This is a genomic window from Myxococcus guangdongensis, assembly GCF_024198255.1.
Classification (GTDB): Bacteria; Myxococcota; Myxococcia; order Myxococcales; family Myxococcaceae; genus Myxococcus; species Myxococcus guangdongensis.
Window position 1 is genome coordinate 896,968 of the sequence record NZ_JAJVKW010000001.1, and the last position, 23,236, is coordinate 920,203.

At 70.6% G+C, this 23,236-nt stretch carries 20 protein-coding genes; 6 read left to right on the forward strand and 14 right to left on the reverse strand.

Annotated features, from left to right (window positions below; genetic code table 11):
- Positions 1–42 precede the first annotated feature (42 nt).
- The 3 genes from LXT21_RS03590 to LXT21_RS03600 form a co-directional block, all read right to left on the reverse strand.
- Positions 43–1,605 (reverse strand): GMC family oxidoreductase, encoded by a 1,563-nt coding sequence (locus LXT21_RS03590; protein WP_254036670.1) that lies wholly within the window; start codon positions 1,603–1,605, stop codon positions 43–45.
- Positions 1,602–2,219, reverse strand: a complete 618-nt coding sequence (locus LXT21_RS03595; protein WP_254036671.1) for a gluconate 2-dehydrogenase subunit 3 family protein — start codon at positions 2,217–2,219, stop codon at positions 1,602–1,604. The genes LXT21_RS03590 and LXT21_RS03595 overlap by 4 nt, the downstream gene beginning before the upstream one ends.
- Before the next feature lie 99 nt (positions 2,220–2,318).
- Entirely contained in the window at positions 2,319–3,242 is a 924-nt protein-coding gene (locus LXT21_RS03600; protein WP_254036672.1) for a spermidine synthase, read from the reverse strand.
- 93 nt (positions 3,243–3,335) lie between these two features.
- Between LXT21_RS03600 and LXT21_RS03605 the strand changes: the two genes are divergently transcribed.
- Positions 3,336–5,465 (forward strand): ATP-binding domain-containing protein, encoded by a 2,130-nt coding sequence (locus LXT21_RS03605; protein ID WP_254036673.1) that lies wholly within the window; start codon positions 3,336–3,338, stop codon positions 5,463–5,465.
- Here the strand turns inward: LXT21_RS03605 and LXT21_RS03610 are convergent.
- The 3 genes from LXT21_RS03610 to LXT21_RS03630 form a co-directional block, all read right to left on the reverse strand.
- Entirely contained in the window at positions 5,428–7,104 is a 1,677-nt protein-coding gene (locus tag LXT21_RS03610) for a sensor histidine kinase (RefSeq protein ID WP_254036674.1), read from the reverse strand. The two genes, LXT21_RS03605 and LXT21_RS03610, sit on opposite strands and share 38 nt — an antisense overlap.
- 100 nt (positions 7,105–7,204) lie before the next feature.
- Positions 7,205–8,035, reverse strand: a complete 831-nt coding sequence (locus LXT21_RS45125) for a sensor histidine kinase (protein WP_267145391.1) — start codon at positions 8,033–8,035, stop codon at positions 7,205–7,207.
- 90 nt (positions 8,036–8,125) lie between these two features.
- Positions 8,126–8,809, reverse strand: coding sequence for a hypothetical protein (locus LXT21_RS03630; protein WP_254036675.1), 684 nt, complete (start codon positions 8,807–8,809; stop codon positions 8,126–8,128).
- A 168-nt stretch (positions 8,810–8,977) separates the two neighbouring features.
- On the opposite strand from LXT21_RS03630, the gene LXT21_RS03635 reads away from it, so the two are divergent.
- Entirely contained in the window at positions 8,978–10,285 is a 1,308-nt protein-coding gene (locus LXT21_RS03635) for a pectinacetylesterase family protein (protein WP_254036676.1), read from the forward strand.
- Positions 10,286–10,388: 103 nt separating this feature from the next.
- Positions 10,389–11,405 carry a metal-dependent hydrolase gene (locus LXT21_RS03640; protein WP_254036677.1) on the forward strand — a complete coding sequence of 339 codons (1,017 nt, stop codon included), beginning with the start codon at positions 10,389–10,391 and terminating at the stop codon, positions 11,403–11,405.
- 48 nt (positions 11,406–11,453) lie between these two features.
- On the opposite strand, the gene LXT21_RS03645 is transcribed toward LXT21_RS03640, so the two are convergent.
- From LXT21_RS03645 to LXT21_RS03665, 5 genes are all read right to left on the reverse strand, one after another.
- Positions 11,454–12,893: a DUF1552 domain-containing protein gene (locus tag LXT21_RS03645; RefSeq protein ID WP_254036678.1), complete on the reverse strand. Its 1,440-nt coding sequence runs from the start codon at positions 12,891–12,893 to the stop codon at positions 11,454–11,456.
- 5 nt (positions 12,894–12,898) lie between these two features.
- Positions 12,899–14,512, reverse strand: coding sequence for a DUF1588 domain-containing protein (locus LXT21_RS03650; protein WP_254036679.1), 1,614 nt, complete (start codon positions 14,510–14,512; stop codon positions 12,899–12,901).
- A 327-nt stretch (positions 14,513–14,839) separates the two neighbouring features.
- Positions 14,840–15,553, reverse strand: coding sequence for a ribose-5-phosphate isomerase RpiA (gene rpiA, locus LXT21_RS03655; RefSeq protein WP_254036680.1), 714 nt, complete (start codon positions 15,551–15,553; stop codon positions 14,840–14,842).
- 154 nt (positions 15,554–15,707) lie between these two features.
- Positions 15,708–16,994 carry an SBBP repeat-containing protein gene (locus LXT21_RS03660; protein ID WP_254036681.1) on the reverse strand — a complete coding sequence of 429 codons (1,287 nt, stop codon included), beginning with the start codon at positions 16,992–16,994 and terminating at the stop codon, positions 15,708–15,710.
- 171 nt (positions 16,995–17,165) lie between these two features.
- Complete coding sequence (locus tag LXT21_RS03665; protein WP_254036682.1) at positions 17,166–17,906, reverse strand: outer membrane beta-barrel protein; 741 nt, start codon at positions 17,904–17,906, stop codon at positions 17,166–17,168.
- A gap of 129 nt (positions 17,907–18,035) precedes the next feature.
- On the opposite strand from LXT21_RS03665, the gene LXT21_RS03670 reads away from it, so the two are divergent.
- On the forward strand, positions 18,036–18,926 hold the full coding sequence (locus LXT21_RS03670; protein WP_254036683.1) for a LysR family transcriptional regulator: 891 nt from the start codon (positions 18,036–18,038) through the stop codon (positions 18,924–18,926).
- A 2-nt stretch (positions 18,927–18,928) separates the two neighbouring features.
- Here LXT21_RS03670 and LXT21_RS03675 read toward each other — a convergent pair whose 3' ends face one another.
- Entirely contained in the window at positions 18,929–20,194 is a 1,266-nt protein-coding gene (locus LXT21_RS03675; protein ID WP_254036684.1) for a right-handed parallel beta-helix repeat-containing protein, read from the reverse strand.
- Between the two features lie 68 nt (positions 20,195–20,262).
- Between LXT21_RS03675 and LXT21_RS03680 the strand changes: the two genes are divergently transcribed.
- On the forward strand, positions 20,263–20,631 hold the full coding sequence (locus tag LXT21_RS03680; RefSeq protein ID WP_254036685.1) for a Spx/MgsR family RNA polymerase-binding regulatory protein: 369 nt from the start codon (positions 20,263–20,265) through the stop codon (positions 20,629–20,631).
- A 73-nt stretch (positions 20,632–20,704) separates the two neighbouring features.
- The gene (locus LXT21_RS03685) at positions 20,705–21,583 is read left to right on the forward strand and encodes a GspE/PulE/PilB domain-containing protein (RefSeq protein ID WP_254036686.1); all 879 of its coding nucleotides are present in this window, start codon (positions 20,705–20,707) and stop codon (positions 21,581–21,583) included.
- A gap of 17 nt (positions 21,584–21,600) precedes the next feature.
- Here the strand turns inward: LXT21_RS03685 and LXT21_RS03690 are convergent, their stop codons facing one another.
- The gene (locus LXT21_RS03690; protein ID WP_254036687.1) at positions 21,601–22,404 is read right to left on the reverse strand and encodes an SGNH/GDSL hydrolase family protein; all 804 of its coding nucleotides are present in this window, start codon (positions 22,402–22,404) and stop codon (positions 21,601–21,603) included.
- A 76-nt stretch (positions 22,405–22,480) separates the two neighbouring features.
- Positions 22,481–23,236 (reverse strand): alpha/beta fold hydrolase, encoded by a 756-nt coding sequence (locus LXT21_RS03695; RefSeq protein ID WP_254036688.1) that lies wholly within the window; start codon positions 23,234–23,236, stop codon positions 22,481–22,483.

The following is a 23,236-nucleotide window of genomic DNA, read 5'->3' on the forward strand; positions in this document are numbered from 1 at the left end:
AGGCAGCATGCAACGCCATCGGCGCCCGGTCTGGAATCACTGTCACCCCGAGCCACTCACCGCCGCGGCGACGTGCTGGCTGCCCCAATGCGCGACGCCGAGGATGCTCTCCATCGGGTTGACGCCCAGCGCGGAGGGGAAGACCGAGCCATCCACGACGAAGAGGTTGTCGGAGTCCCAGTAGCGCAGCGTGCTGTCCACCACGCTCGTCTCGGGGTTGCCCCCCATGGCGCAGCCGCCCATCTGGTGGGCGCTGAGGACCGAGCACTCGAGCGGAGCGTAGGGCGCGTCATCCAGCAGCGGGATGTCCTGCTCGCTGCGCATCACCACCGGCTTCGAGTGCGGGCTGAGCACCACCTCCGCCCCCGCGGCGAACTGGATGCGCGCGGCGACCTTGAGCGCCTCGCGGAAGGCCTCCCAGTGGAGCTCCCCGAGGGGATAGTCCACCTTGAAGCGCGAATACTCGCCCGCGCCGCGCAGGGCCACGGTGCCGCCCTCGTCCCCGGGCTGGACCCCATCCAGACAGATGGAGATGAGCGCGTTCGCATGCGGCAGGCCCGCCATCAAATCCTGATGCCCCGCACCGAAGCCGTTGAGCGCCACCGCGCTCAAGAGCGGCAACAGCGGGGGCACCTCCAGGAGCCACCCCATCCTCCCCTGCCCCCGGTCGATGAACTGCCGCGAATACACGGTGAGCGGCGCGCCCGAGTACGCCTCCACGCGCTCGCGGAAGCGCGCGTTGGACACGACCACCGGATGCAGGAACAGCCGCTTGCCCACGCGCCCCCGTCCGGTGAGCCCGCTGCGCAGCAACAAGCCCGGCGAGTTGAGGGCGCCTCCACACACCGCCGTCACCTTCGCCTTCACGGTGAGCTTCTTGCCCGTGGGCCGGTTCGTCCTCGGGTCGAGGATGTCCCCGTGCACGGCCGTCACCCGGCCGCCCTTCGTCTCCAGCCGCCGCGCGCTGACGTTGGCGTACAGGCGCATGCCCCGCTCCACCGCCTCCGGGATGAGCGTCACCAGCGTGGACTGCTTGGCGTCCGTGGGACAGCCCAGGCCACACGCGCCCAGGGACGCGCACGCGCGCACGTTGCGCTTCACCGTGCCGCGGCCATATCCGAGCGCACCCAGCCCGTCCCAGAGGATGCGGTTGTTGCGATTGGCCTGCTCGATGGGCCAGTCGCGGATGTTCAGCCGCTCCTCCAGCCAATCCCAGTGCGGCGCGAGCGTGGCGGAGTCCAGCCCCTTCACGCCGTGCGCGTCGCGCCAGTGCTCGAGAATCTCGGGCGGCGTACGGAAGCATGCGCACCAGTTGACCGCGGTGCCGCCGCCCACGGTGCGCCCCTGGTAGATGCCGATGGACAGGTCGTCCGTCGCCCGGTTGCCACCCTCCTGGTAGAACGTCGCGTAGGCCTTGGCCTCCTTCAGGTCGAAGTCGCGACGGGTGTGGTAGCCGCCCTCCTCCAGCATCACCACGTCCAGCCCGCGCCGGGCCAACTCCAACCCCAGCACCCCGCCGCCCGCGCCGCTGCCCACCACGCAGACATCACACGTGAGCGTCGAGTCCTCGGTCAGCTCGTCTCCCGTCCAGATGCGTCCCGTCATGGCGTGCCACCTCCCGAGCCCGCGAAGGGACCATCCGCGGGCCCCCGCCACACCGGCGCGTCCGCGACGTGAAAGCCCTCCGGTGCGACGAAGCCCGTGGCGGCCATGGCGGCCGGATGCGAGTAGTAGGCGGCGTACAGGAGCCCTCGCAGCGCGTGGTAGCCCCCGCGGCGGAACACCAGCCGCGACGTCCTCCAGGATTCGAGCACGGCGTCCTGCGCCTCGGGCCCCAGCCGCGAGAACGGGGTGACGTGTCCGGTGAAGAGCAGCCCCGCCAGCGCGTTGTCGAAGAGGCCCACCACCGCCTTCACCTCGTTCGCGACGACCGGGTCCAACCCCGCGAGCAGCCCGTCCACCAGGAAGGCCACGCGCACCGTGTCCGCGTCCGGCCAGCCCTCGCGCGGCTGGAAGGCCCGGCGGGCCATGGCCTGGAGCGTGGCGTACTCGCGCGCACCGAGCACCTTCAGGCCCTCGGGAGGAAGGGGCAATGACAATCCTTCACGCGTCCACAACAGGCCGCCGCCTCCCAGCGCGAGCAGCGCGCCTCCGAACAACCCTCGCTTGAGCAACCCTCGACGTGACAACGAGGGCGGCCCGACAGGAGACGGGGACATTCATCCTCCGAGACGACGGGTGTACAGGGGCGCGATGAGACGCACGGAACTCTAGCGCGCGGCCCCCGCCGCGACGCAATCACTCACGTGTCCCATGTGTCACGGCGCCGGAGGTGCTGGCTTCGACTCCGGAGCCGGCGGCGCAGCGGCGGGAGAGGGTGCGTCCCTCAACACCTGCCCCGTCAATTCCTTGCGCGTGGTGGCATCGGCGTAACCTTCCACCACCAATGCGCTCAGGTCAAAGGGGACGCCCTGCGCCTTCTCGACCTTGTTGGCAATCGTCTCCAATGCCTGACGCGTCTGCTTCTCCGGATAGGGTACGCCCACGAAGATGCGATTGGCGGCGCTGGCCACCTCGAAGGTGTAGAGCTGGGTGAAGCCCGCCTGCCAGGTGCGGAGCATGGAGGGGAACAGGGGGTTCGGCGGGTATTCCCAGACGTTGCCCACCACCGCGCCGCGCGCCGTCAGCTTCGCGCGCACGGAGGCGAGGAACTCCACGGTGCCCAGGTGCTCGGGGATGCTTTCGGGGCCGTAGGCGTCCAGGAAGATGAGGTCGTACGCGGGGCGCTTCGCCTCGATGAAGGCCCGGCCGTCCGCCACGTGGGCCTTCAGGCGCGCGTCCTCACGGAAGCCGAAGAAGCGCCTGGCCACGTCCACCACGTCCGGGTCGATGTCCACCACGTCGATGTGCGCCTCGGGCAGCACCGCGCGCAGGAACATGGGCATCGCGCCGCCGCCCAGCCCCACCACCAGCACGCGCTGGGGCTTGGGCACGAAGGCCAGCGCCACCATCGACACGCGCGTGTACGCCAGCTCCAGCTTCTTCGGCTGCCCGGGCCACACCACGCTCTGCAGCGCCCCGGACTCGTCGAACTGGAGATAACGCCGGCCCTCCCGGTCCTCCGTCACGGTGATGAGCGTGAAGGGTGACTGGCCGCGGTGCAGCTCCTTGCGCGGACTGGAGGACGAGCACGACAGGAAGGCCAGCACCAGCAGCGCCAGCCGAGGGGTGAACCGCTGCATGCCCGCTCCTTGCTCTCACGATTCAAAGTAGCACTTCCGTCAGGAAAACCAACGGGTTGACGCGCCAGTACCCCCAGGTTCACCTTGCCGCCCATGACGCACGCCACGCCCGCCCTCGCCGAAGCCGACCAGGCCCTCATCACCGAGGAGGAGGCGCTGCTGTCGCGTGTCCAACAGGCGCTCGAGGCGGCGCGACAGAAGGCCGGACGCACGCAGGAGAACCGCCTGCTCGTCGCGCAGCTCCAGGCGCTCCGCGAGGACGCGGCCACCGCCGCCGAGGCGGACCTGCCCCACCTCTTCTTCCAGATGGACCAGACGCGCGCCCTGCTGGACCGGCAGGAGTCCGCGAACCTGCCCGACGCCCAGGCGCCCTACTTCGCGCACCTGCGGCTCGTCGGCGAGGCGGGGCCGCGCGACTACCTGCTCGGACGCACCACCTTCGCGGACGTGGGCGCGGGCGTGCGGGTCATCGACTGGCGCTTCGCCCCCATCGCCCGCGTCTTCTATTCGTACGAGGAGGGCGACGCGTTCGAGGAGCAGTTCGGTGAGCGGCTGTCCGAGGGCACCGTCGAGGTGCGCCGGCTCGTCGTCATCGAGAAGGGCGTGCTCACGCGCATCATCTCCGGCGCGCGGGTGCTGGAGCGCGCCTCCGACGGCACGTGGCGCTCCGTGGGGCGCGACTTCACCTCGCTCCAGGCGGGAGGCGCGGGCACGGCGGCGCGTCCCGGCGCCCTGGGCACCGGCAAGGGCGCCCGACGCGTCGAGGACGTCTTCGGCGTCACCGCCCTGCTGGACGCCGAGCAGTACGAGGCCGTCACCGTGGAGTCCGGGCAGCCACTGCTGGTGTTGGGCAGCGCGGGCAGCGGCAAGACGACGGTGGCGCTGCACCGGCTGGCGAAGATCGCCTTCGACGACGCGGAGCGCTTCCCGCAGTCACGCATGAAGCTCATCGTCCCGGAGGAGGGCTTGGCGCGACTGTCGCGGAGGCTCCTGGCGCCGCTCGGCCTGGGGCGCGTCACGGTGGAGACGCGGGACTCCTGGCTCCTGGCCACGGCGCGCTCGGCGTTCAACCTGCCGGGCATCAAGCTGAGCCCGGAGACGCCGCCCCTGGCCGCGCGCTTCAAGCGCCACCCCGCGCTGCGACGCGCGCTCCTGGAGCGCATCGGCGCGCCGAAGACGGAGGCGGGCACCACGCTGGAGCGACTGCACCGCAGGCTCGCGGACGCCTACCTGGACCGGAGCTTCCTGGAGGAGGTGGTGCGCGCGGCGAAGGGCGAGCTGCCGCGCACCGCCATCGACGAGGTGTACGAGCACACGCGCCTGCAGCGCTCCACGCCCCTGTCGAAGGAGCTCAAGGACATCACGGACCCGGACCGGCTCATCACCGTGGATGGCAAGGCCATCGACGAGGACACGCCCTACGCGCTCGCGGGCACGGTGGACCTGGAGGATCTGCCCATCCTCATGTTCCTCAAGGCCCAGCAGGGCCCGCTCGGCCTGGAGCGCCTGGCCCACGTCGTCCTGGACGAGGCGGAGGACTTCTCCCTGTTCGAGCTGTTCGTGGTGCGGCGGCTGCTCGGCAAGGGCAAGAGCTGCACGCTCGCGGGCGACGAGCTGCAGCAGACGGACGCGGGCTTCGCGGGCTGGCCGGAGACGCTCGACGAGCTGGGCATCCGCGACGCCGCGACGTGCCGGCTGCAGGTCTCCTACCGCTGCCCCGCGCCCGTGGTGGAGCTGGCCCGGGGCGTGCTCGGCACCCAGGCCAAGGCGGAGTCCGCGTCGCGCCCCCAGCGCCCAGGCGCGCCGGTGGGGTTCCACCACTTCCCCGTGGAGGCCCAGGCGCAGCTCTTCATCGGCGAAGCGCTCAGAGACCTCGTCGCGCGCGAACCCCACGCCTCCGTGGGCGTCATCGCCAGCAGCCCCGAGTCCGCGGACGCCGTGTACCGCGTCGTCGCGGACCAGTCCTGGGCGCGCCGGGTGAAGGACGGCGAGTTCTCCTTCGAGCCCGGCGTGGACGTCACGGACGTGAGCAGCGTGAAGGGCCTGGAGTTCGACTACGTCATCCTCCCGGACGTCACCGCCAGGGCCTGGCCCGTGGACGACGAGACGCGCCGCCGCCTGCACGTGGCCATCACCCGCACGTCCCACCAGCTCTGGGTGGTGTCGTCGGGCGCGCGCTCGCACCTCATCCCGCGGGAGGGCGACGCGGCAGCTCCACGGTGAAGGTGGAGCCCTGGCCGGGCGCGCTGCGCACCAGGATGCGCCCGTCCATCGCGTCGACAATCTGCCGGACGATCCAGAGGCCCAGCCCCAGTCCACCGTAGTGACGCTCGCTGGCCAGCCGCTCGAAGCGCTGGAACAGCCGCGACTGCGCCTCCACGGCGATGCCCACGCCCTCGTCGCGCACGAGCAGCCAGGCGCGTTGGTCGTCCACGCCCACCTGCACCTCGATGGGATGTCCCCGGCCGTACTTGATGGCGTTGGACAACAGGTTCTGGATCACCTGCTCCACGCGCAGCTTGTCCCACGAGCCCGTCGCCGTCGGAGCCGTCTCCAACCGGAGCGCGCACCCCGCCCGGGCCAGCTCCTCCGCGTAGCGCGGCACCAGCTCGCGCACCAGCGCGGCCAGGTCCATCTCCTCGCGCTCCAGGCGCAGCTTGCCCGCGGTGATTCGCGAGACATCCAACAGCTCCCGCACCAGCCCGGACATGCGCGACAGCTGGCGCTGCACGGACAGCACCTTGCTGGAGATGGACTCGGACGCCACGTCCCCAGTGCTCGCCGGATGCGCCTCCAGTTGCCGCCGGAGCGCCTGGACGTTGAGGGTGAGCGAGGTGAGCGGCGTGTTCAGCTCGTGCGAGGCCACGGACAGGAACGAGTCGCGCGCCCGCACCGCCTCGTGCGCCTCCGTGTAGAGCCGGCCGTTGTCCAGCGACGTGGCCGCGCGCCGGGCCAGGTCCTCCGCCAGCCGCACGTCCGCCTGCGTGTAGCGCCGGCCCTTCTCCGTGTTCACCAGCGAGAGCGCGCCCAGCACCCGCCCCCGGCTCATCAACGGGACGATGATGTACGCGGACACGCCCAGGGCCAGCGTGGCCCGCCCGTGCGCCTCGTCCTGGAACGTCCGCGCGACGATTTCCGGCCGCAGCTCCGACACGTACTCCGTGGTGCCCGTGCGCAGCACCTTGCCCACGCCGTGGGGCGCGTCCAGGAGGATGGGGTAGCGCTCGTGGTACGCACGCGTGGCCTCCACCCTCTCCGGCCGCACGTGCGCCATGGACACCCGCCGCACGCTCCCGTCCGGCATGGGCACGTCCACGCTGCACCCATCCGCCAGCGGCGGCACGGCCAGCAGCGTGAGGCGCTGGAGGATCTCGTCGTGCTCCAGCGAGGACGTGAGCACCTCGCTGGCCTGCGCCAGGAAGGCCGCGTGCCGCTGCGCGCGGCGCGTCTCGTCGTAGAGCCCGCGGAGGATGGCCTCCTGCTTCTTCTCCGACGTGTTCTCCCGGGAGAAGACGTAGACGCGGCCCTGGCCCCGGAACAGGCGCAGCACGAACCAGCGCTCGCGGGCCGAGAAGTGCCACTCGAACTCCTCCGGCGCTCCCGTGGCCGCCACGCGGAGGAAGCGCTCCTGGAGCTGCTCGCGCAGCACCTCCGGGTACGCCTCCCAGGGCATCCGGCCGAAGAGGTCCTCGCGCCGGCCCCCGAAGGCGCGCTCCAGCGCCGGGTTGGCGTAGAGGCACACCCCCTCCGGGGAACAGATGGCGACACTCTCGGGGAACTGGTCCCACAGGGCCGTGTCGTCGCTGGCAGGGCCCTCGCCGGTCAAAGGATGTTCCACGCGCTCGGTGCGGATGCGGGTCAAGGCCCCTTCCCCCGCTTAACACTTCCCTCGTCCCGACCCACCGGCTCCTCCCACGCGTCTGCTCGTCAGACAACACTCCACAGCCCCCCCAGGGCAAGTTTCAGGGCCCGTCGGCGAGCGGAGCGGGCAGCGGCAGGCGGACGCTGAAACAGGCCCCCTTGCCCGGCGTGCTCTCCACCGACACGCGCCCTCCGTGAAGCTCCACCAACTGCCGGGAGATCCACAGCCCCAGACCGAAGCCCGGCCGTCGCGAGTCCAGCCGGGCGAAGCGCTGGAAGAGCCGCGCCTGGTCCTCCTCCCGGATGCCTGGGCCACCGTCGCGCACCCACAGAAGCGCGAAGTGGCCCTCGGTGGTGAGCACCACTTCGATGGGCGTCCCCGCCGCGTGCCGCAGGGCATTGGTGAGCAGGTTGGTGAAGACCTGCTCCACCCGCGTGCGGTCCCACGCGCCCACCACGCCCGGCGGGGCCCGCACGTACAAGTCGCAGCCCGCCCGCCGCACGTCCTCCTCCATGCGCTCCACCGTGCCTCGCACCAGCGCGCCCAGGTCCACCTCCTCCAAATCCAACACGGGCCGCTGCGTGGACAATTGCGACACGTCCAGCAGCGTGGCGATGAGCCGGTCCAACCGGCGGCACTGGTCCTGGACGCGGCCCAGGCGCCGGGGCACGTCATCCGGCGCGAGCGCCCCCAGCTGGGCGGAGCGCACCAGCCCATCCACGTACAGCCGCAGCGACGTGAGCGGGGCGCGCAGCTCGTGGGAGGCCACGGACAGGAACTCGTCCCGCACCCGCAGCGCGGCCTCCAGCGCCGCCGTGCGCTCCGCCACCCGCGCCTCCAGCTCCCCCGCGGACCGCCGCGACTCCTCCGGAGAGCCCGCCTCGGGTTCGCCCGCGCCGGGCGCCCCCGTCCGACTCGTCTCCACCGCCATGCCCCAAGTCCTAGCGCCAGGGGGCCCATGGCTCCAATCCGCCCCCCGCACGCGCCGGCCCGCAAGCTTCCACTTCCCAACACGCCCGCGTCAGGGAGGCGTCTGCGCCCCCTGCTGCTGCTGGCGCCACGCCTGGCGACGCTCCTCCTGCGCGCGGCGGTGCGCGAGCGACTCCGCCTCCTGGCGCGAGTACTCCGACAGCCGGGTGCGGTGCATGTTGATGCTCAGCTCGTACAGGCCCCGGTCCCGCTCCGGCAGCTCGTCCCCCTGCTCTTCCAAGACGGTCGTGGCGAAGAGCAGCATGTCCTCTGACACCTTGCGTCGTCGTTCGTAGTACTGCTGGATTTCCGCCTCGGTGGCGTCGCCCGACTGCACGCGGCCGAAGACCTCGTTCCACCGCCGCGTCTCCTCCTCGCGCTTGCGGATGAGCTCCGGGTCCTTCGTCGGCGCGCCCAGCTCCCAGTACAGGTTGTCGGGCAGCCTCGCGCGCAGCGCCTCCATGTCCAGGGGATAGGGCTTGGGCTGCTCATCCTCCAACTCGGGGGCCTGGAGCGTCTGAGGAATGACGCTGCTTGTCATTCCTGGCGGCTTCACCGGCTCCGGAAGGGGCGTGGGCGGCGCGGGCGGAGGGGTGGGCGCGGCGACGGGCGCCTCCGGCTCGGGTGGAGGTGGAGGCGCCTCTCCCCAGAGGGAGAACACGAGCGCGGCCACCAGCGCCACCCCCGCGAGTCCCGCCAGCCAGCCCAGCCGCTTCGACCCCGCTTTGTCGGACATGACGCCCGAATACCGCGTGCCTCGCGCACATGGCAACCAACGCTTGTCATGCCGCAATGCATCACAAATCAGTCGGGTGCTCGAAACATGAAACAACACATTCAAGACTGACTCGGGTGTCAACGTGGGATATAGACCGGACTTCCCCCCAAACCCGGAGGAGCCTGCATGAAGCGCGTACTCGTGGCGTGCCTCGCTGTCGCTGCGCTGATGGTCCCCAGCGCCGCCCGCTCGGAAGTCATCGTCTCATCCATCGTCAGCGTGCTGGTGGATGGCGGCAACAACTACAACTGGCAGAAGGTGGAGCTGCCTGGGACGAAGTGTGGCAATGGCTCCCAGTTCAAGTTCTTCATCCACAAGACGAACTCGCCCAACCTGCTGATGCTGCTCGAGGGCGGCGGCGCGTGCTGGGACTACGACACCTGTAGCGGCCGTGCGGGCCTGTTGGGCGCGGCGAATCCCAACGGCATCGCCGACGACTACATCACCCAGTTCACGGCGAAGTACGTCTCCCCGCTCGTCAACGGCGCGGACCCGGGCCTGCCGGGCCGCAGCAAGACGAACCTGGTGACGAACGGCTGGAACATCGTCTACGTGCCGTACTGCACCGGCGACGTGCACATCGGCAACAACGTGAAGACGTACGTGGACCAGACGGGCGCGAACCCGCCGCTCACCTGGCACCACAGCGGCTACACCAACACGCTGGCGGTGGCGAACTACGCGAAGACGCAGTTCCCCAACGTGCAGAAGTTCCTGATGACGGGCTACAGCGCGGGCGGCACGGCGACGTCGGCGGGCTACTACTTCGCGCGTCGCATCATCAACCCGGCGCGGGGCTACCTGCTCAACGACTCCGGCCCCATCTTCCTGGCGCCCAACGCCAACTTCAAGTCGCGCGCCCTGCACGACAAGATTCGTGACTCGTGGAACCTGAACTCCGTGTTCGGCCTGCTGCCCGCGTCGTTCAGCCAGAACGACTTCGGCACCATCAACCGCATGGTGGCCACGGAGTTCCCGAACGACCAACTGGCGTACACGGGCTACACGCGGGACTACAACTACTCGCGCTTCTCCTATGAGCGCTTCCACACGCCGAACGACAAGGAGTCGGTGCACGCGTACTGGAAGGCGGACGAGGCCGCGCTGGTGACGGAGCTGAACAAGTACAACAACTACAGCTACTTCATCCCGCACGAGCGCGCCATCAACTCCAGCCACTGCAGCACCATCATCACCTTCATCGGCTCGCACGCCTGCCAGCAGATGGAGAAGAAGAAGTGGTACGAGTACATCCTGGAGCCGTGGCAGTCGTGGACGTGCCGCAGCGAGTTCGTGGGCATGGACGTGTTCCTGCAGCGCTTCGTGAACAACAACCAGCGCGTGCGCGTCTATGAGCCGCCCAACGGCTACAACGCCGAGGACCCGGGCATGGGCATCGTCGCGCCGCTCATCAACGGCGCGCTCGGCGGGTAATCCCTTCCGAGGCCTGAGGTGACTGGCGGCGGGGCGGCGGAGGCGACTCCACGTCCCGCCGCTGGTGTTTGGAGGGACAAAGGCGCTAGAGCCTCCAGGCGCCATGGACAACCTCACCCACGGGCTGCTCGGACTGGCCATCGGCGCGCTGCGCCGCCCCGACGTGCGCCCGGGCGCTCCCGAGCGGTCGACGCCCACGGACCGGGCGGTGCTGCTGGCGAGCGTGCTGGCCGCGGAGCTGCCGGACCTGGACACGCTGCTGGCGCGGGGCGACGCGGTGACGGTGGCGCTGCACGCGCACCGGGGATTGTCTCACTCGCTCGTCTTCACGCCCGTGGTCGCCCTGGGCGCCACGCTGGTGGCGCGGGCGGTGTTCCGTGGCGCGCGGTGGACGCCGGTGCTGCTCACCAGCCTGCTGTCGGTGGTGTTCGCGCACCTGCTGCCGGATTTGTGGACGGGCTGGGGTACGCGGGTGCTCCTGCCGTTCTCGGACGCGCGGCTGAGCCTGGACTGGACGGTGGTGGTGGACCCGTGGGTGACGCTGCCGCTCCTCGTGGGCACGGGGGTGGCGTGGCGGCGACGGGCGGTGTGGCGCAGGGCGGTGCTGGTGGGGCTCGCGTGCGCCATGGCCTACGTCGGCGCGCGCGTGGTGTCCTGGGGCGTGCTGACGGGGCGCGTGGACCGGGCCTACCCCGGGGCCCAGGCGGTGCGTGTCTTCCCTGCCCCGCTGTCGTTCCGCACGTGGCGGTACGTGGCCCGGCTCCCGGGTGAGGTGCTCGCGGCCGGGGAGCTGTCGCTCTTCGGTGAGCCGCGCGAGGACCGCCGGGTGGTGGCGCCGGTGGATGTCCTGCCCGAGGACTTGAAGGACCTCCCCACCGTGCGCGAGGCGCTGGCGTGGGCGCGCTTCCCGGTGGTGACGGTGGTGCCGGTGGAGGGCGGGCGCGAGGTGCGCATCGCCGACCTGCGCTACCACCTGCGCGGCGAGCCGACGCTCACGTTCGTGGTGCGCGTGGACGCGGGTGGGCAGGTGACGGACGCGCGGCTGGAGCGCGGAGGGAGCGCGTCCGAGCTCTTGCGTCGGTGGCGTGGCGGGGATGCGCGCGAGGCACGTCCCGACTGACGCGGAGGGGACCTCGCGGCGGGCAGCCCCCGCCGCGAGGGAGCAACCTCAGGTCAGCCCCGACAGGGGGCCCTTGAAGTCCGGATGGCCGAAGGTGTTCACGTTCACCCCGAAGGCCTGGGCGATGGACACCAGCAGCTTGTTGTGCGCGACGGCGCCCGGCAGCGGCGTGCCCGGCCCGCCCCAGTTGTTCAGCGGGTTGGAGCCCGCCGGACGCAGCCGCAGGAACCGGCCCATGCGGAACTTCCCGCCCGCGCCGCCCGCGAGCACCGTGGGCACGCGCACGTTCATGTGGCCGGACGCATCCCCCAGCTCGTTGCCCCAGAGGATGAGCGTGTTGTCCAGCGCCGTGCCACTGCCCTCCTGCACGGAGGCCAGGCCGTTCATCAGATACGCCACCTGCTCGGCGTACCAGCGCTGCACCTTCACCATCTTCCCGCGAATCTGCGAGCGCAAGGGCTCGTCCGTCACGTCCAGGCGGTGCGCCAGGTCGTTGTGCGTGTCCTCGTGGATGTCGAGCCACGGCATCGACGGACCGGGAATCGTCAGCGTCGCCACGCGCGTCAAATCACACGCGAAGGCCCGGACGATGAGGTCCAGGTGCAGCTTGGTCAGCGTCGGCATGTTGTTGAGGTTGCCGAGCTGGCCCAAATCGTACGCCGGAGGCGCCGTGCCACCACTGCACGCGGCCTCCGCGGGCAGGGGCTCCTGCTGCGCCGGCGTGGGCGTGGTGCTCAGCGAGCCGAGCCGCCGCTCGATGTCGCGCAGCGACTCCAGATGCGTCTCCAGCTTCTGCTTCTCCGCGCCCGCCAGCCGCTTGCTCAACCGGGTGGCGTCCTTGATGAGGTAGTCCAGCAGGCTCTTGCGACGCGAGGTGTTCTGCGCCACCTCACCCGGGTCCTGCGAGGGCGACGGGGCGTTGCCGAACAGGCGCTGGTAGACACCCGCCGGGTCGCGCTCGAAGGGCACGCGGCCACCGTTCGGCGTGAAGCTGATGCTGTTGTAGACGTGCTGGCCGCCGAACTGCTCCCAGGCGTTGAGCTGGATGGAGCGGAAGCGCGTGGCGCCACCAATCTGCGCCGCCAGCACCTGGTCCAGCGAGGCGTTCTCCGGCAGGTCGTCACCGCTGGCGGTGTTGACCTTGCTGCCGGTGAGGAACGTGAGCGGACCCCCCTCGTGGCCCGTCAGGCCGCGCTCGTAGAGCACCTGGTAGTCCAGGCCGTCCAGCACCAGCAGCTTGGAGCGGTGGGCCTGGAGCGGCTGCAGCATGGAGTTGGGGAAGTCGAGGGTGAAGTCCATCTCCCCGCCCTGCGGGTTCCAGTACTCCGGAAGGCACCCGTGGGCGGTGAAGATGGCGATGAAGCGCAAGGGCGGCGTGGTGGCCTGGGCGTACGCGTCCGTGGTGCCGAGCAGGTTGGCCAGGGGCAGCGCCGCCGTCGAGCCCGCCAGGGCCTGGAGCAGGGAGCGTCGGGAAAGATTGCGGAGCATGGTGGCTACTCGGGGGAAGTGGTGCGCCGGTGGACGAAATAGGGGGAGCGGACGAGCGCCACGAGCGCGTCGCCCAGCTTCAGCTTCGGGTCCGCGCGGAAGCTCCTGCGCATGTCCTCCAGCGTCCTGGCGTCGACGGTGTCCTCGTCGCGGCCCATGACGTAGCGGAAGAGCTGCAGCGGCACGCAGTTGGCCACGTCCGGGCTCTCCGACAGGAAGCGCGCGAGCGCGGCGCCACCGGTGAAGGGGTGCGTCCCGTCCTCGGTGACGACCGAGCCGTTGGCATCCACGGGCAGGCCGTTCTCCTCGGTGCGGTACTTGCCCAGGCCGTCGTAGTCCTCCATGCCGAAGCCGATGGGGTCCAGGTCGCGGTGGCAGCCCGCGCAGGCCGGGTTGTTGGTGTGCGCGGCGAAGCGGGCGCGCGTCGTGGCGGTGGGGTCCACGGCGGGCGGGATGATGATGATGGACGGCGGAGGCGGCGGCACCTCGCGGCACAACAGGCGCGTGAGGACGAACTTGCCCCGGCGGATGGGCGAGCTGGAGTCGAACAGCGCGTACGTCGTCAGCACGCTGGCGTGGGTGAGGATGCCCACGCGGTTGGCCGGCAGCGGCACCCGTCCGGTGGTGCCATCCGGCGTCAGCGTCGTGCCGTAGAACAGCGACATGCGCCCGTCCGCGAACGTGTAGTTGGCGCCGAGCAGCTCCTTGATGGAGGCGCCCTCGTTGGCGAGCACGTGGTTGATGAACGTCAAGGTCTCCGTGCGGCTGGAGTCCTTGAACGCCACGCTGAAGTCCGGGAACACCTGGTTGTTCTTGTTGATGCTCTCCAGGCCCGACAGGCCCAGCCACTCGATGACGAAGCGCTGCAGGTACTGCTGGGACTCCTTCGTCTTGAGCAGGCGGCGCGCGTGGGACTCGCGGACATCCGCGGACTTGAGCACGCCCGCGGCGGCGGCGGCCGTCAGCTCCGTGTCCGGCGGCGCGCCGGTGATGGCGAATGAAATCGAGGAGGCGATCTCCTGCTGCGTCAGCCACACCACTTTGTTGGCGGGCGCGCCGGTCTCCCCGAGCTCCGTGCGGTACAGGAAGGACGCCGACGTCAGCACGGCCTGGATGACGTACTCGGCCGCGGCCTTGGGGCTCGTGTCCTTGCGGACCGCATTCCACAGCGCGAGCAGGTCCGCCTCCTCGTCGGCCACCACGGGGCGACGGAAGGCCCGGGCTCCCAGCGCGCGGATGAACGCGCGGGCACAGTCTTCCTCGTTCTTCCCCGCGGCGCACTCGTACTCGCTGGCCAGGTTGTTGACCGCGACGGGGCCCCAGTTGCGCTCCGCGGCGCTGTCGAGCTGGTCCGCGAGCAGCGGCGTCACCTGCAGGCGGTCATGCGTGGTGAAGCCCAACAGCGTGTCCTCGGGCGCGAACAGCTGCGCCATGGGCACCGGCGTGGGGTTCTTCACGATGGAGTAGACGCTGTTGTCGTATTCGGCGCGGGTGATGCGGCGCACGCGCGCGGGGGCGGCCTCCGTGACCTCTGGAGGATCTCCGCCGGATGTGTCGCCTGTGCAGGATGCGGTCACCAACAGCAGCGCCGCGGGAATGCAGGAACGGACGATTCGCATACGAAAGGCACCCTCTGAGCCAGCAGCCCCTGGAAACCCCCTCTTGAAGCGCCGGAACGCAGCGAAGTCTAACCGCGCGCGCTGTCGCGTCCTCCGGACTTTTTGGTGAGTTCAGTGAGGGCCGCGCTCCACGCTCTTCCAAGCCCGCGAGAAAGACTCCCGCGCGCCCGACAGTGGCCTACGTCCACATCGCGCCCCACACGCGCAAAGCCTGCGCGCATGGAGTGGGAGTGGACCCACGCGACACCTGCCCACCCACACACAGCGCGCCGGGTGGCCCGTGCTCCGAGCGGACAAGCACACCGCGCGCGGGCGGCGGGTGTTGACTCAGGGAGGAGGCACGCGGTGCTCCACGCCCGAGGCTCCCGCGACGACCAGGTCCGTGACGAGGCCGAGGAACAGGCCGTGCCCCACGACTCCCGCGCGCGCGTCCAGGCGCGCCGCGAGGGATGACGGCGCGTCGATGGGACCGAAGGCGCAGTCGAGCACGAGGTTGCCCTGGTCCGTGTGGAAGGCGGTTCCGTCCGCGTGAGCGCGAGGTGTCACGCGCGCGCCGAGCGACTCGAGGAAAAGCCGCTGCGAGCGCCAACCGAAGGGCAGCACCTCCACCGGCACGGGCCCGTGCGTGCCGAGCCTCGGTGACAATTTCGCCACGTCCGCGACGATGACGACGCGGCGGCTGGCTTGCGCGACAATCTTCTCGCGCAGCAGCGCGCCACCACCGCCCTTGATGACGGACAGCTCCGGTGCGACTTCGTCCGCGCCATCGATGGTGACGTCCAGCACCGGATGCGCGTCCAGCGTGGTGAGCGGCACCCGCAGCTCCCGCGCGAGCGCCTCGGTGGCGAGCGAGGTGGGGACGCCGAGCACATCGAGCAGCAGCCCACGCTCACGCCGCGCCGCCAACGCGCGCACCACGAAGGCCGCGGTGCTGCCCGTGCCCAGGCCCACCCGCATGCCCCCATGGAAGAAGCGCTCCACCGCCGCCTCCGCCGCCTCGCGCTTGTAGCGCGCCGTCTGCTCGGCCGCGTCGTCCGCCATCACCCGCTCCTTGCGCACCTCGCGCGGAAACGTACAACGCCCCTCGCGCCTGTCAGGAGGAACCTGCTTCCCACCCCGCATGGGGACAGGATGGGAAGCAGCCCGCACCGAGCGCTCACCTGGTTGTTGGCGAACGCTCGGACCCGCTCCGTGACTAGAAGCGGAACACGGTGGCGTCGAAGCCGCCCGCGTTGACGTTCCCGGGCAGGCTGCCCCAGGAGTAGCCCACGGCGTACACACCGCCGTCGGCGCCCACCGTCACCGCTTGTCCCCGGTCGGAGGCGCTCGAACCCACCTGCCGCGTGCCCAGGGGCTTGCCCGAGGTGTCGTACGAGCTGACGAACACGTCGCTGCCGCCCAGCACGACGTTGCCGTCCAGCGCGCCCGACGTGTGCCCCACCAGGTGCACGCGTCCATCCGCGCCCACCGCCACGGCCTGCGCGTAGTCCGTCGTGGTGGTGCCCAGCTGCCGCGTCCACTGCTTGTGGCCCGCCTCGTCGTACTTCACCAGCACCGCGTCGTAGGTGCCCACCCGGACATTCCCGTCGAGCGCGCCGAAGGTGTAGCCGGAGACGTAGGCCGCGCCGGACGCATCCACGGCGACGCCCGTGCCGTAGTCGTCGCTGTTCGAGCCGAGCTGCCGCACCCACTTCTGATTGCCGGCCACGTCGTACTTCGCCAGGAACAGGTCCACCGTGTTGTTCGTGGACGTGACGCCGTCGAGGCTGCCCTGCGTGTAGCCGGCCAGGTAGATTTCCTCGCGCGCGCTCACCGCCACGCCCAGGGCCACGTCGCCGCGCGAGCTGCCGAACTGACGCATCCAGTACGGGTTGCCGCCCGTGTCCAGCTTCGCCACCACCACGTCGTAGTTGCCCGGCGTCGGCGTGCCGTCGATGCGACCCAGCGAATAGCCCGCGAGGAACAGGCCATCCTGTCCGGACTTGCGCGTGACGGCGAGGCCCGTGGCGAAGTCATCCGTCGCCGTGCCCTCCTGCCATACCCACTGCAACACGCCCGACGCGCTGAGCTTCAGCACGAAGAAGTCCGCGCCGCCCTTGTTCACGTACGGCAGGAAGCTGCCCCAGGTGTAGCCAGCGACATAGACGTTGCCCGCCGCGTCCGCCGTCACCGCCATCGCCCGGTCATTCATCGCCGTGCCGACCTGACGCACCCAGTGCACCTTGCCGTCCACGCCCTGCTTCACGACGAAGACGTCCTGTCCGCCCGCCGAGGGCTCCTCACCGAGCTGCCCGCCGGTGAACCCCGCGACATAGACGGCGTTGCCCACCGAGGCCACGGCCAGCGCCTGCTCATCCGCGGCGCTTCCGAACTGTCGTTGCCAGACCGGTGCGTTCAGGGCTTGGGCACTCGCCAGCGGTGCTCCCAGGATGGCCACCGCGCTCGCGATACTCCATGCGCCACACCACCACTTCCGAACCATGGGCGACTCCTCTCGAGATGAAGGTTCCGCCCCGTACTCTGGCGCGGGGGACGGCCCTGGCGCATCTCGCAAAGGACTCCGCACCTCCTGTTCGAAAGGTGCGACGCGGAGCGTTGCGCACTCCGCGTCATGGTGGGGGCGCGCCGACGCGTGCCCCCGACTTCACTCAGCTCAGATGTTCCAGCTACCTCGGACGCCCAGCATGAACGCCCCGTACGTGCCGTCCTCCGCGTAGCCGAGCGGCGTGGTGGTGGTGGGCAGCGGCGAGGGCAGCGTCAGCGTGGTGTCGCCCGAGCGCGTGGTGTAGCGCCCGAAGGTGGCCGTCAGGAAGGGGCCGAACGACAGCGAGTGGCCCAGGCGCCACTTGCCACCCAGCGTGACGTTGACGAACTCGGGGCCCCGCGTGCTGCTCTTCAGCTTCAGGTTCGCCGTCCCGGCCTGCGTCTGCACGGGGCCGGAGTTCTCGTTGCGCAGGATCACCATGCCGAAGCCCATTCCGACGAACGGGTCGAACGAGGCCGTGGGCGAGAAGTGATACTGCACCTGCGGACCGAAGCGAAGTTGCGAGGCGGCACACTCCCAACCCTCGAAGCAGGAGTACGGATTCTCCTTGGTGATGATGTACGTGTAGCTGCCGTAGGCACCGATGAACCAGTTCGGCGTCGCCCGGTAGCCCACTTCCGCCACCACGGGCACCGCGCCGTTGGCCGCGTCACTGAGCTTCACATCACCGATGGTCTGGTTCAGGCGCAGGCCATTCTTGTAGACGTGACCCACGCCGGCCTGGAACCCGAGTCCGACGGTGACTTCCAAACCTGTCGGCGCACTGTACGTCGCGGCTTCCTGCGCGCTCGCGCCCGCCGAACCCAGTGCAACCGCTGCCGCCAGGGCCCAACTCAGCCTTCCCGTCATAAACCCCTCCGTCGAGTGGAGCGTTGAATCTAGAACAAGCCGCATCTCACAAGTAAGCCGCATTGCGTCACAGTTACAGTTGTGACGGTGGGTCAGCGATGACTGTCAGGGACGTGCACAATGCGGGGAATGAACGTGACCCTCGAACAGGCCCGCGCGCTGGATGCTCTCGCACGACATGGCACCTTCGCGGCGGCGGCCCAGGCGCTCGGAAAAGGGCACACGGCGGTGCTCTACACCCTGCGAACGCTCGAGGGACAGACAGAGCTGGAGCTGCTGGACCGCAGGGGCTACCGCACCCGGTTGACGGCCGCGGGGGAGCGGGTGCTGGAGCACTGCCGGAAGTTATTGGCAGTTGAGCGCGACCTCGAGGCGACATGTGCGGAGATACGCGCGGGGTGGGAGCCCACGTTGCGAATCGTCTTCGACGGTGTCTTCCCGGCCGAGCCGCTTTTACGCGTAGTGAAGGCGCTGAGGGCGGAGGGCGCGGGCACGCGCTTCCATGTGTCGTCGGAGTTCCTCGCGGGCGTGGAGGCGGCCTTCACGCGGGACGACGCGGACCTCATGGTGTCGGTGCTGCCGCCTGCACTCCCGGGGCTGAAGAGCTACGCGTTGCCGGAGCTGGAGGCGATGCTCGTGGCCCACCGCTCCCATCCGCTGGCGAGACGGCGTCGCGGCGCCATCAGTGAAGAGGAGCTGTCCGAGCACCTGCTGCTCACGGTGCGCGGCTCGGACCCTCGGCTGCAGTTGAGCACCGTGTCGCTGGAGCTGCGCTCCACGGTGCACCTCAACGACTTCGCGGCGAAGAAGGCGGCGATTCTGGAGGGCCTGGGCTACGGGTGGCTGCCGGAGCACCTGGCGTCGAAGGAGCTGCGGCGCGGGGAGCTCAAGCTGCTCAAGCCCGCCAGCGGCTCCACGCACGCCTTCCTCCCCAAGCTCCACCACCGCGCGGGCGTGAGGCTGGGCCGCGCCGCGCGCCGCGTGGTGAAGGCGCTCACCGGCACCGAGCCGCCGCAGTAGCGCTACTTCGTCGCCGTGGTGCAGTCGCCCGACACGTTCGCCGCCGCGCGGCCGTCCACCTGGTTGTCACGGAAGACGTTGTCGTCCGCCACCACCAGCTCCACGCCGCCGCTGCCGCGGTTGCACACCACCACCGCGCCCGCGCCCGCGCGGTTGCCGACGAACTGGTTGCCGCGCAGGGTGAGCCCCCGCGTGCCCACGTCCTCCAGGTAGATGGCCGCCGCCGGCCCGCGCGTCACGGTGTTCCCCACGAAGACGTTGCCCTCCACCAAATCATTGTTGGGCTGGAAGTAGTGCAGCGCCCCGCCGCCGCCCAAATCGTAGAGGCCCTGCGCGTTGGGCCACGCGAGCAGCGGACGCTGCGCGAGCGAGCTGTCGGTGGCGCCCCGGTAGGCCTCCAGGGTGTTGTCACGGAAGGTGTTGCCGCGCACCACCGAGTCACGCCCGTGCGTCACGCACATCGCCCCGCCGCCCGCCATGGAGGACGTGCCGTCCTGCGCGAAGCGGTCCACGTCCTTGGTGCGGTTGTTCTCGAAGAGGGAGTCCTCCACGCGCGAGCCCACGGTGAACATCAAGTCCAACGCGCCGCACTTGGCGGACACCTCGTTGTCGCGGAACACCGCGTGGAGAATCGTCACCGGCCCCGGGTAGTAGGCCCACAGCGCGCCGCGCGTCCTGTCGCGGTTGCCGTTGTAGTCGTTCTTCTTCACCTTCTCGAAGACCATGTGCTCGAAGACGGGGTCGCCGTCGCCCACCGAGCCGTCGCCGAAGAAGTTCATCCCCCACCAGCCGTGGGGATTGGTGGAGGTGAGCAGCACGGGCTTGTCCGCCGTGCCGCGCACCTGGATGCCGCCGTACACGCGCACCTCCACGCGGCCCTGGTGGTGGTTCATCACGCTGTCGGCCGCGCCGGGGTCCACGTCGGCTTGCGTGACGTCGGGGCGCCCCTTGAAGTCGAGGATGACGCCCGGCTCCACCGTGAGCACCTGGCCCTTGGGGATGGTGACGACGCCCTCCGCGTCCCCGACGACGCGGTAGGGAGAGCCCGCCTCGGTGAGCGTGCCCGCCAGGGTCCCCGTCACCACGGTGCCGCCGTCCTCGGGCACCACGATGACGGGCCCGCCGTCTGCGCCCCCCGGCGTCCCTCCGTCGTCACCGCCGGGCACCACCCCGGGCTTCTCGGGCGTGGAGGAACACGCGGTGACGGACAACCCCAGGACCACGGCCCACAGGAGGCGCTTCACGGACTCGGAGGCGGACAGGTGCATGTCTGGGCGCGCTAGCACGGCGCCGAGGCGCGCCGCAAACCGCGCCCGGGCTGATAGAAGCGCGCGCCATGGCGAACGACCTCCTCGTGCTCTCCTATTCGGGCTGTTCCACCTGCAAGAAGGCGCTGAAGTGGCTGGAGGCCCAAGGCCTTGCCCCCCGCGTGCGCCCCATCGTGGAGCAGCCCCCCACCCTCGCCGAGCTGGACGCGTGGATTGCCAAGAGCGGCCTGCCCGTGCGCAAGTGGCTCAACACCAGCGGGCTGAGCTACCGGGCGCTCGGCAAGGCGAAGGTGGACGCGGCGAGCGAAGCGGACGTGCGGGCCTGGCTCGCGGCCGATGGCAAGCTGGTGAAGCGGCCGGTGCTCGTCACGCCCTCGGCGGTGGTGGTGGGCTTCCAGGAAGAGGCCTGGGAGCGCGTGTTCGCCAAGCGAGGTTGAGGGCCGAGCAGCCGGCCGGGCGGACGCGCGCCCGTCCCTCGCGAAGCGCGGCCGCGCGTGAAGATTCCTCTCCATGGAATCCAGCGCCAGACGTCCGCTCGGAGAAATCCTCCTGGAGATGGGGGTGCTCAGCCGCGCCCAGCTCCGGGTGGGACTGGTCCACCACCACGAGACGCACGTCCCCCTGGGACGCGCGTTGGTGCGCGAGGGGGTGTGCACCGAGGCGGACGTGCTGCGCGGCCTGTCGGCGCAGCTCGGCGTGAGCGCGGTGGACCTGGACCTGCAACCTCCCGAGCGCGGCATGGCGGACCTGTTGCCCGCGCGCATCGCCCGGCAGTACCGCGCGGTGCCGCTGCGCGTGGAGCTGGTGCCCATGGAGCAGGGCGAGCGCGAGGTGCTCCATATCGCCCTGCCCGCCCCCGTGTCGCTGGAGGCCGTGGACGCCGTGCGCGCCGTCACCGGCAAGCCGCGCGTCGAGGCCTACGTGGCCTCCGACCCCGCCATCACCCACGCGCTCTCCGAGCTGTACGGCTTCGAGGAGCCCGCCGAGCCCGCGGCCACGCCCGTGCCCGCGCCGGGGGGACACCTGCTGCTCTACGGCTGGCCTCCCGTCACCGCCGTGCTCATCTCGCGGCAGCTGGCGCGGAGCGGTTATCAGGCCCGGGTCGCGACCCCGCTGGAGGTCCTCCACACCCGCGCCAACGACGTGGTGCTCGCGCCCCTGCAGGCCATGGAGGGCCTGTTGGCCGGCGAGGTCCACATCGAGGGCGCGCTCATCGTCCACGGCACGTCCGACGACGAGGGCTTCGAGCGGGCACGGCAGCTGGGCGCGCGGGGCTTCCTCGCCAATCCCCGCGACGAGCAGCTGCTGCTGCGCGCGGTGCGCCGGCTGATTCCCAGCGGCGGCTCTTCCATCTCCGGCGAGTCCGGCTCGTCGCACCACTCCCACTGACGTGGGGCCAGCGCGCGCTACCCCTGGAGCAGGCCCAGCGCCTCGAGCACCTCGGGGTACACCTTGCTCGCGAAGTAGCGACCGCCCGCGATGGTGAAGTGCACGCCGTCGCTCATGCGCAGCTTCATCGGCTTGCGGAACCCCTCGACGCGCGCCTGGAGCAGGGCCTTGCCCTTGTCGTCCGTGAAGTACGAGCGCGTGTCGACGTAGCGCGCGTCCACGCGGGAGCCGATGACCTCGCGCTGGAGTCCCCGGATGAGGCTCAGCTTCTGCTCGAAGCGCTTGAGCCCCGTCGCGGGCAGCTCCAGCCAGATGAGCTTCCGTCCCGGCGCGGCGAGCACGCTCGCGAAGGAGTCGATGCGCTGACGGTAGACGTCCTCCCACTCGGGCTTGCCCCAGTGGACGGGCTTCTTGCCATCGCGCTCCAACAGTGACTGGCCGTCATTCCCCCCGAGGATGACCACCACCACGTCCGGCTGGTGGCGCTTCACCTCCTCCTCGCCCACGGCCATCCAGTCGAAGAAGTCCGGACGGGCCAGCCCCGTGGAGGAGCGGGCCCGACGCGACGCGCGAATCGTCGGATGCGCCTCCAGGCGGGCCAGCAGGTAGTCACCGAAGCCCGTGGCGATGAGGCTGTCGCCGAGCAACAGCACGGAGCGAGGGCGCTCGGACTCGGCGGTCGCCGCGTCGGGAGGCGGCGCGGGCGCCGCGAGCACGGCCTCGGACGGAGGGCCCGCATCCTGTCCGGAGGGAGCAGCCCAGCAGAGCCCGGTGGAGAACACGACGAGGACGACGAACCAACCCGTGAAGCGCTTCGGCATTCGGGCCGCACGGTAGCGGCACACCGCCGTCACGTACACTCCCTTTCACGCTGGCGCCCGGGGCCCACCGCCCAGGTCACGCCGCCGACACGCTCGGAGTCGACGTCAGTTTCGCGAGCCACGGCGCCAGGAGCTCCGCGCAGGCCTCCGGGTGGGTGAAGTACGGCACGTGCCCCGCCCCCTTCAACACGTGGTGCGGCGTCCCCGGCGGAAGCGATTGCAGCAGTCGCTCCACCGAGGAAGGCGGCACCAGCACGTCCCGGTCGCCCTGGATGCAGAGGCAGGAGACGTCCAGCCGCCGCAGCTCGGGCGGGTGCGCCTCGCGTTGGATGGCGAGCGCGCGATGCCACGTGGTGCGGCGCTCCAACACCGTCGTGGGGACCACCTCCGCCACCTGCGAGAAGGGCACGGGCTTCCACGCGGCCAGCCCCGCGGCGACCACGCCGGGACGCGCCCACACGGCGATGGGCCCCATCATCCCGATGAGCACACCGCGCGCGCCCAGATGCGTGGTGCGCGTGAAGGCCCCCAGGAAGGCGACGCCGCGAGCAACGCCGGCCGCCGCCAGGTGCGCCGCCACCATCCCACCGAAGGAGCTGGCCACCACCGCGTCCACCGCGCCCGCCGCGTGCGCCACCTGCCGGGCGAGCGCCCCCGCGCCCACCGCCGCGTGCGTGCCCTCCGGGTACTCGACGAGGACGGGACGACACCGGGGCGCCAGCGCCTGGGCGAGCGCGCGGAAGCCGGAGCCTCTCGCCCCCAGGCCGGGCAGCAGGAGCACCCTCGGCCCCTCGCCCCATCCCACCTCCGTCAGCAGCACTTCCGAGCGCAT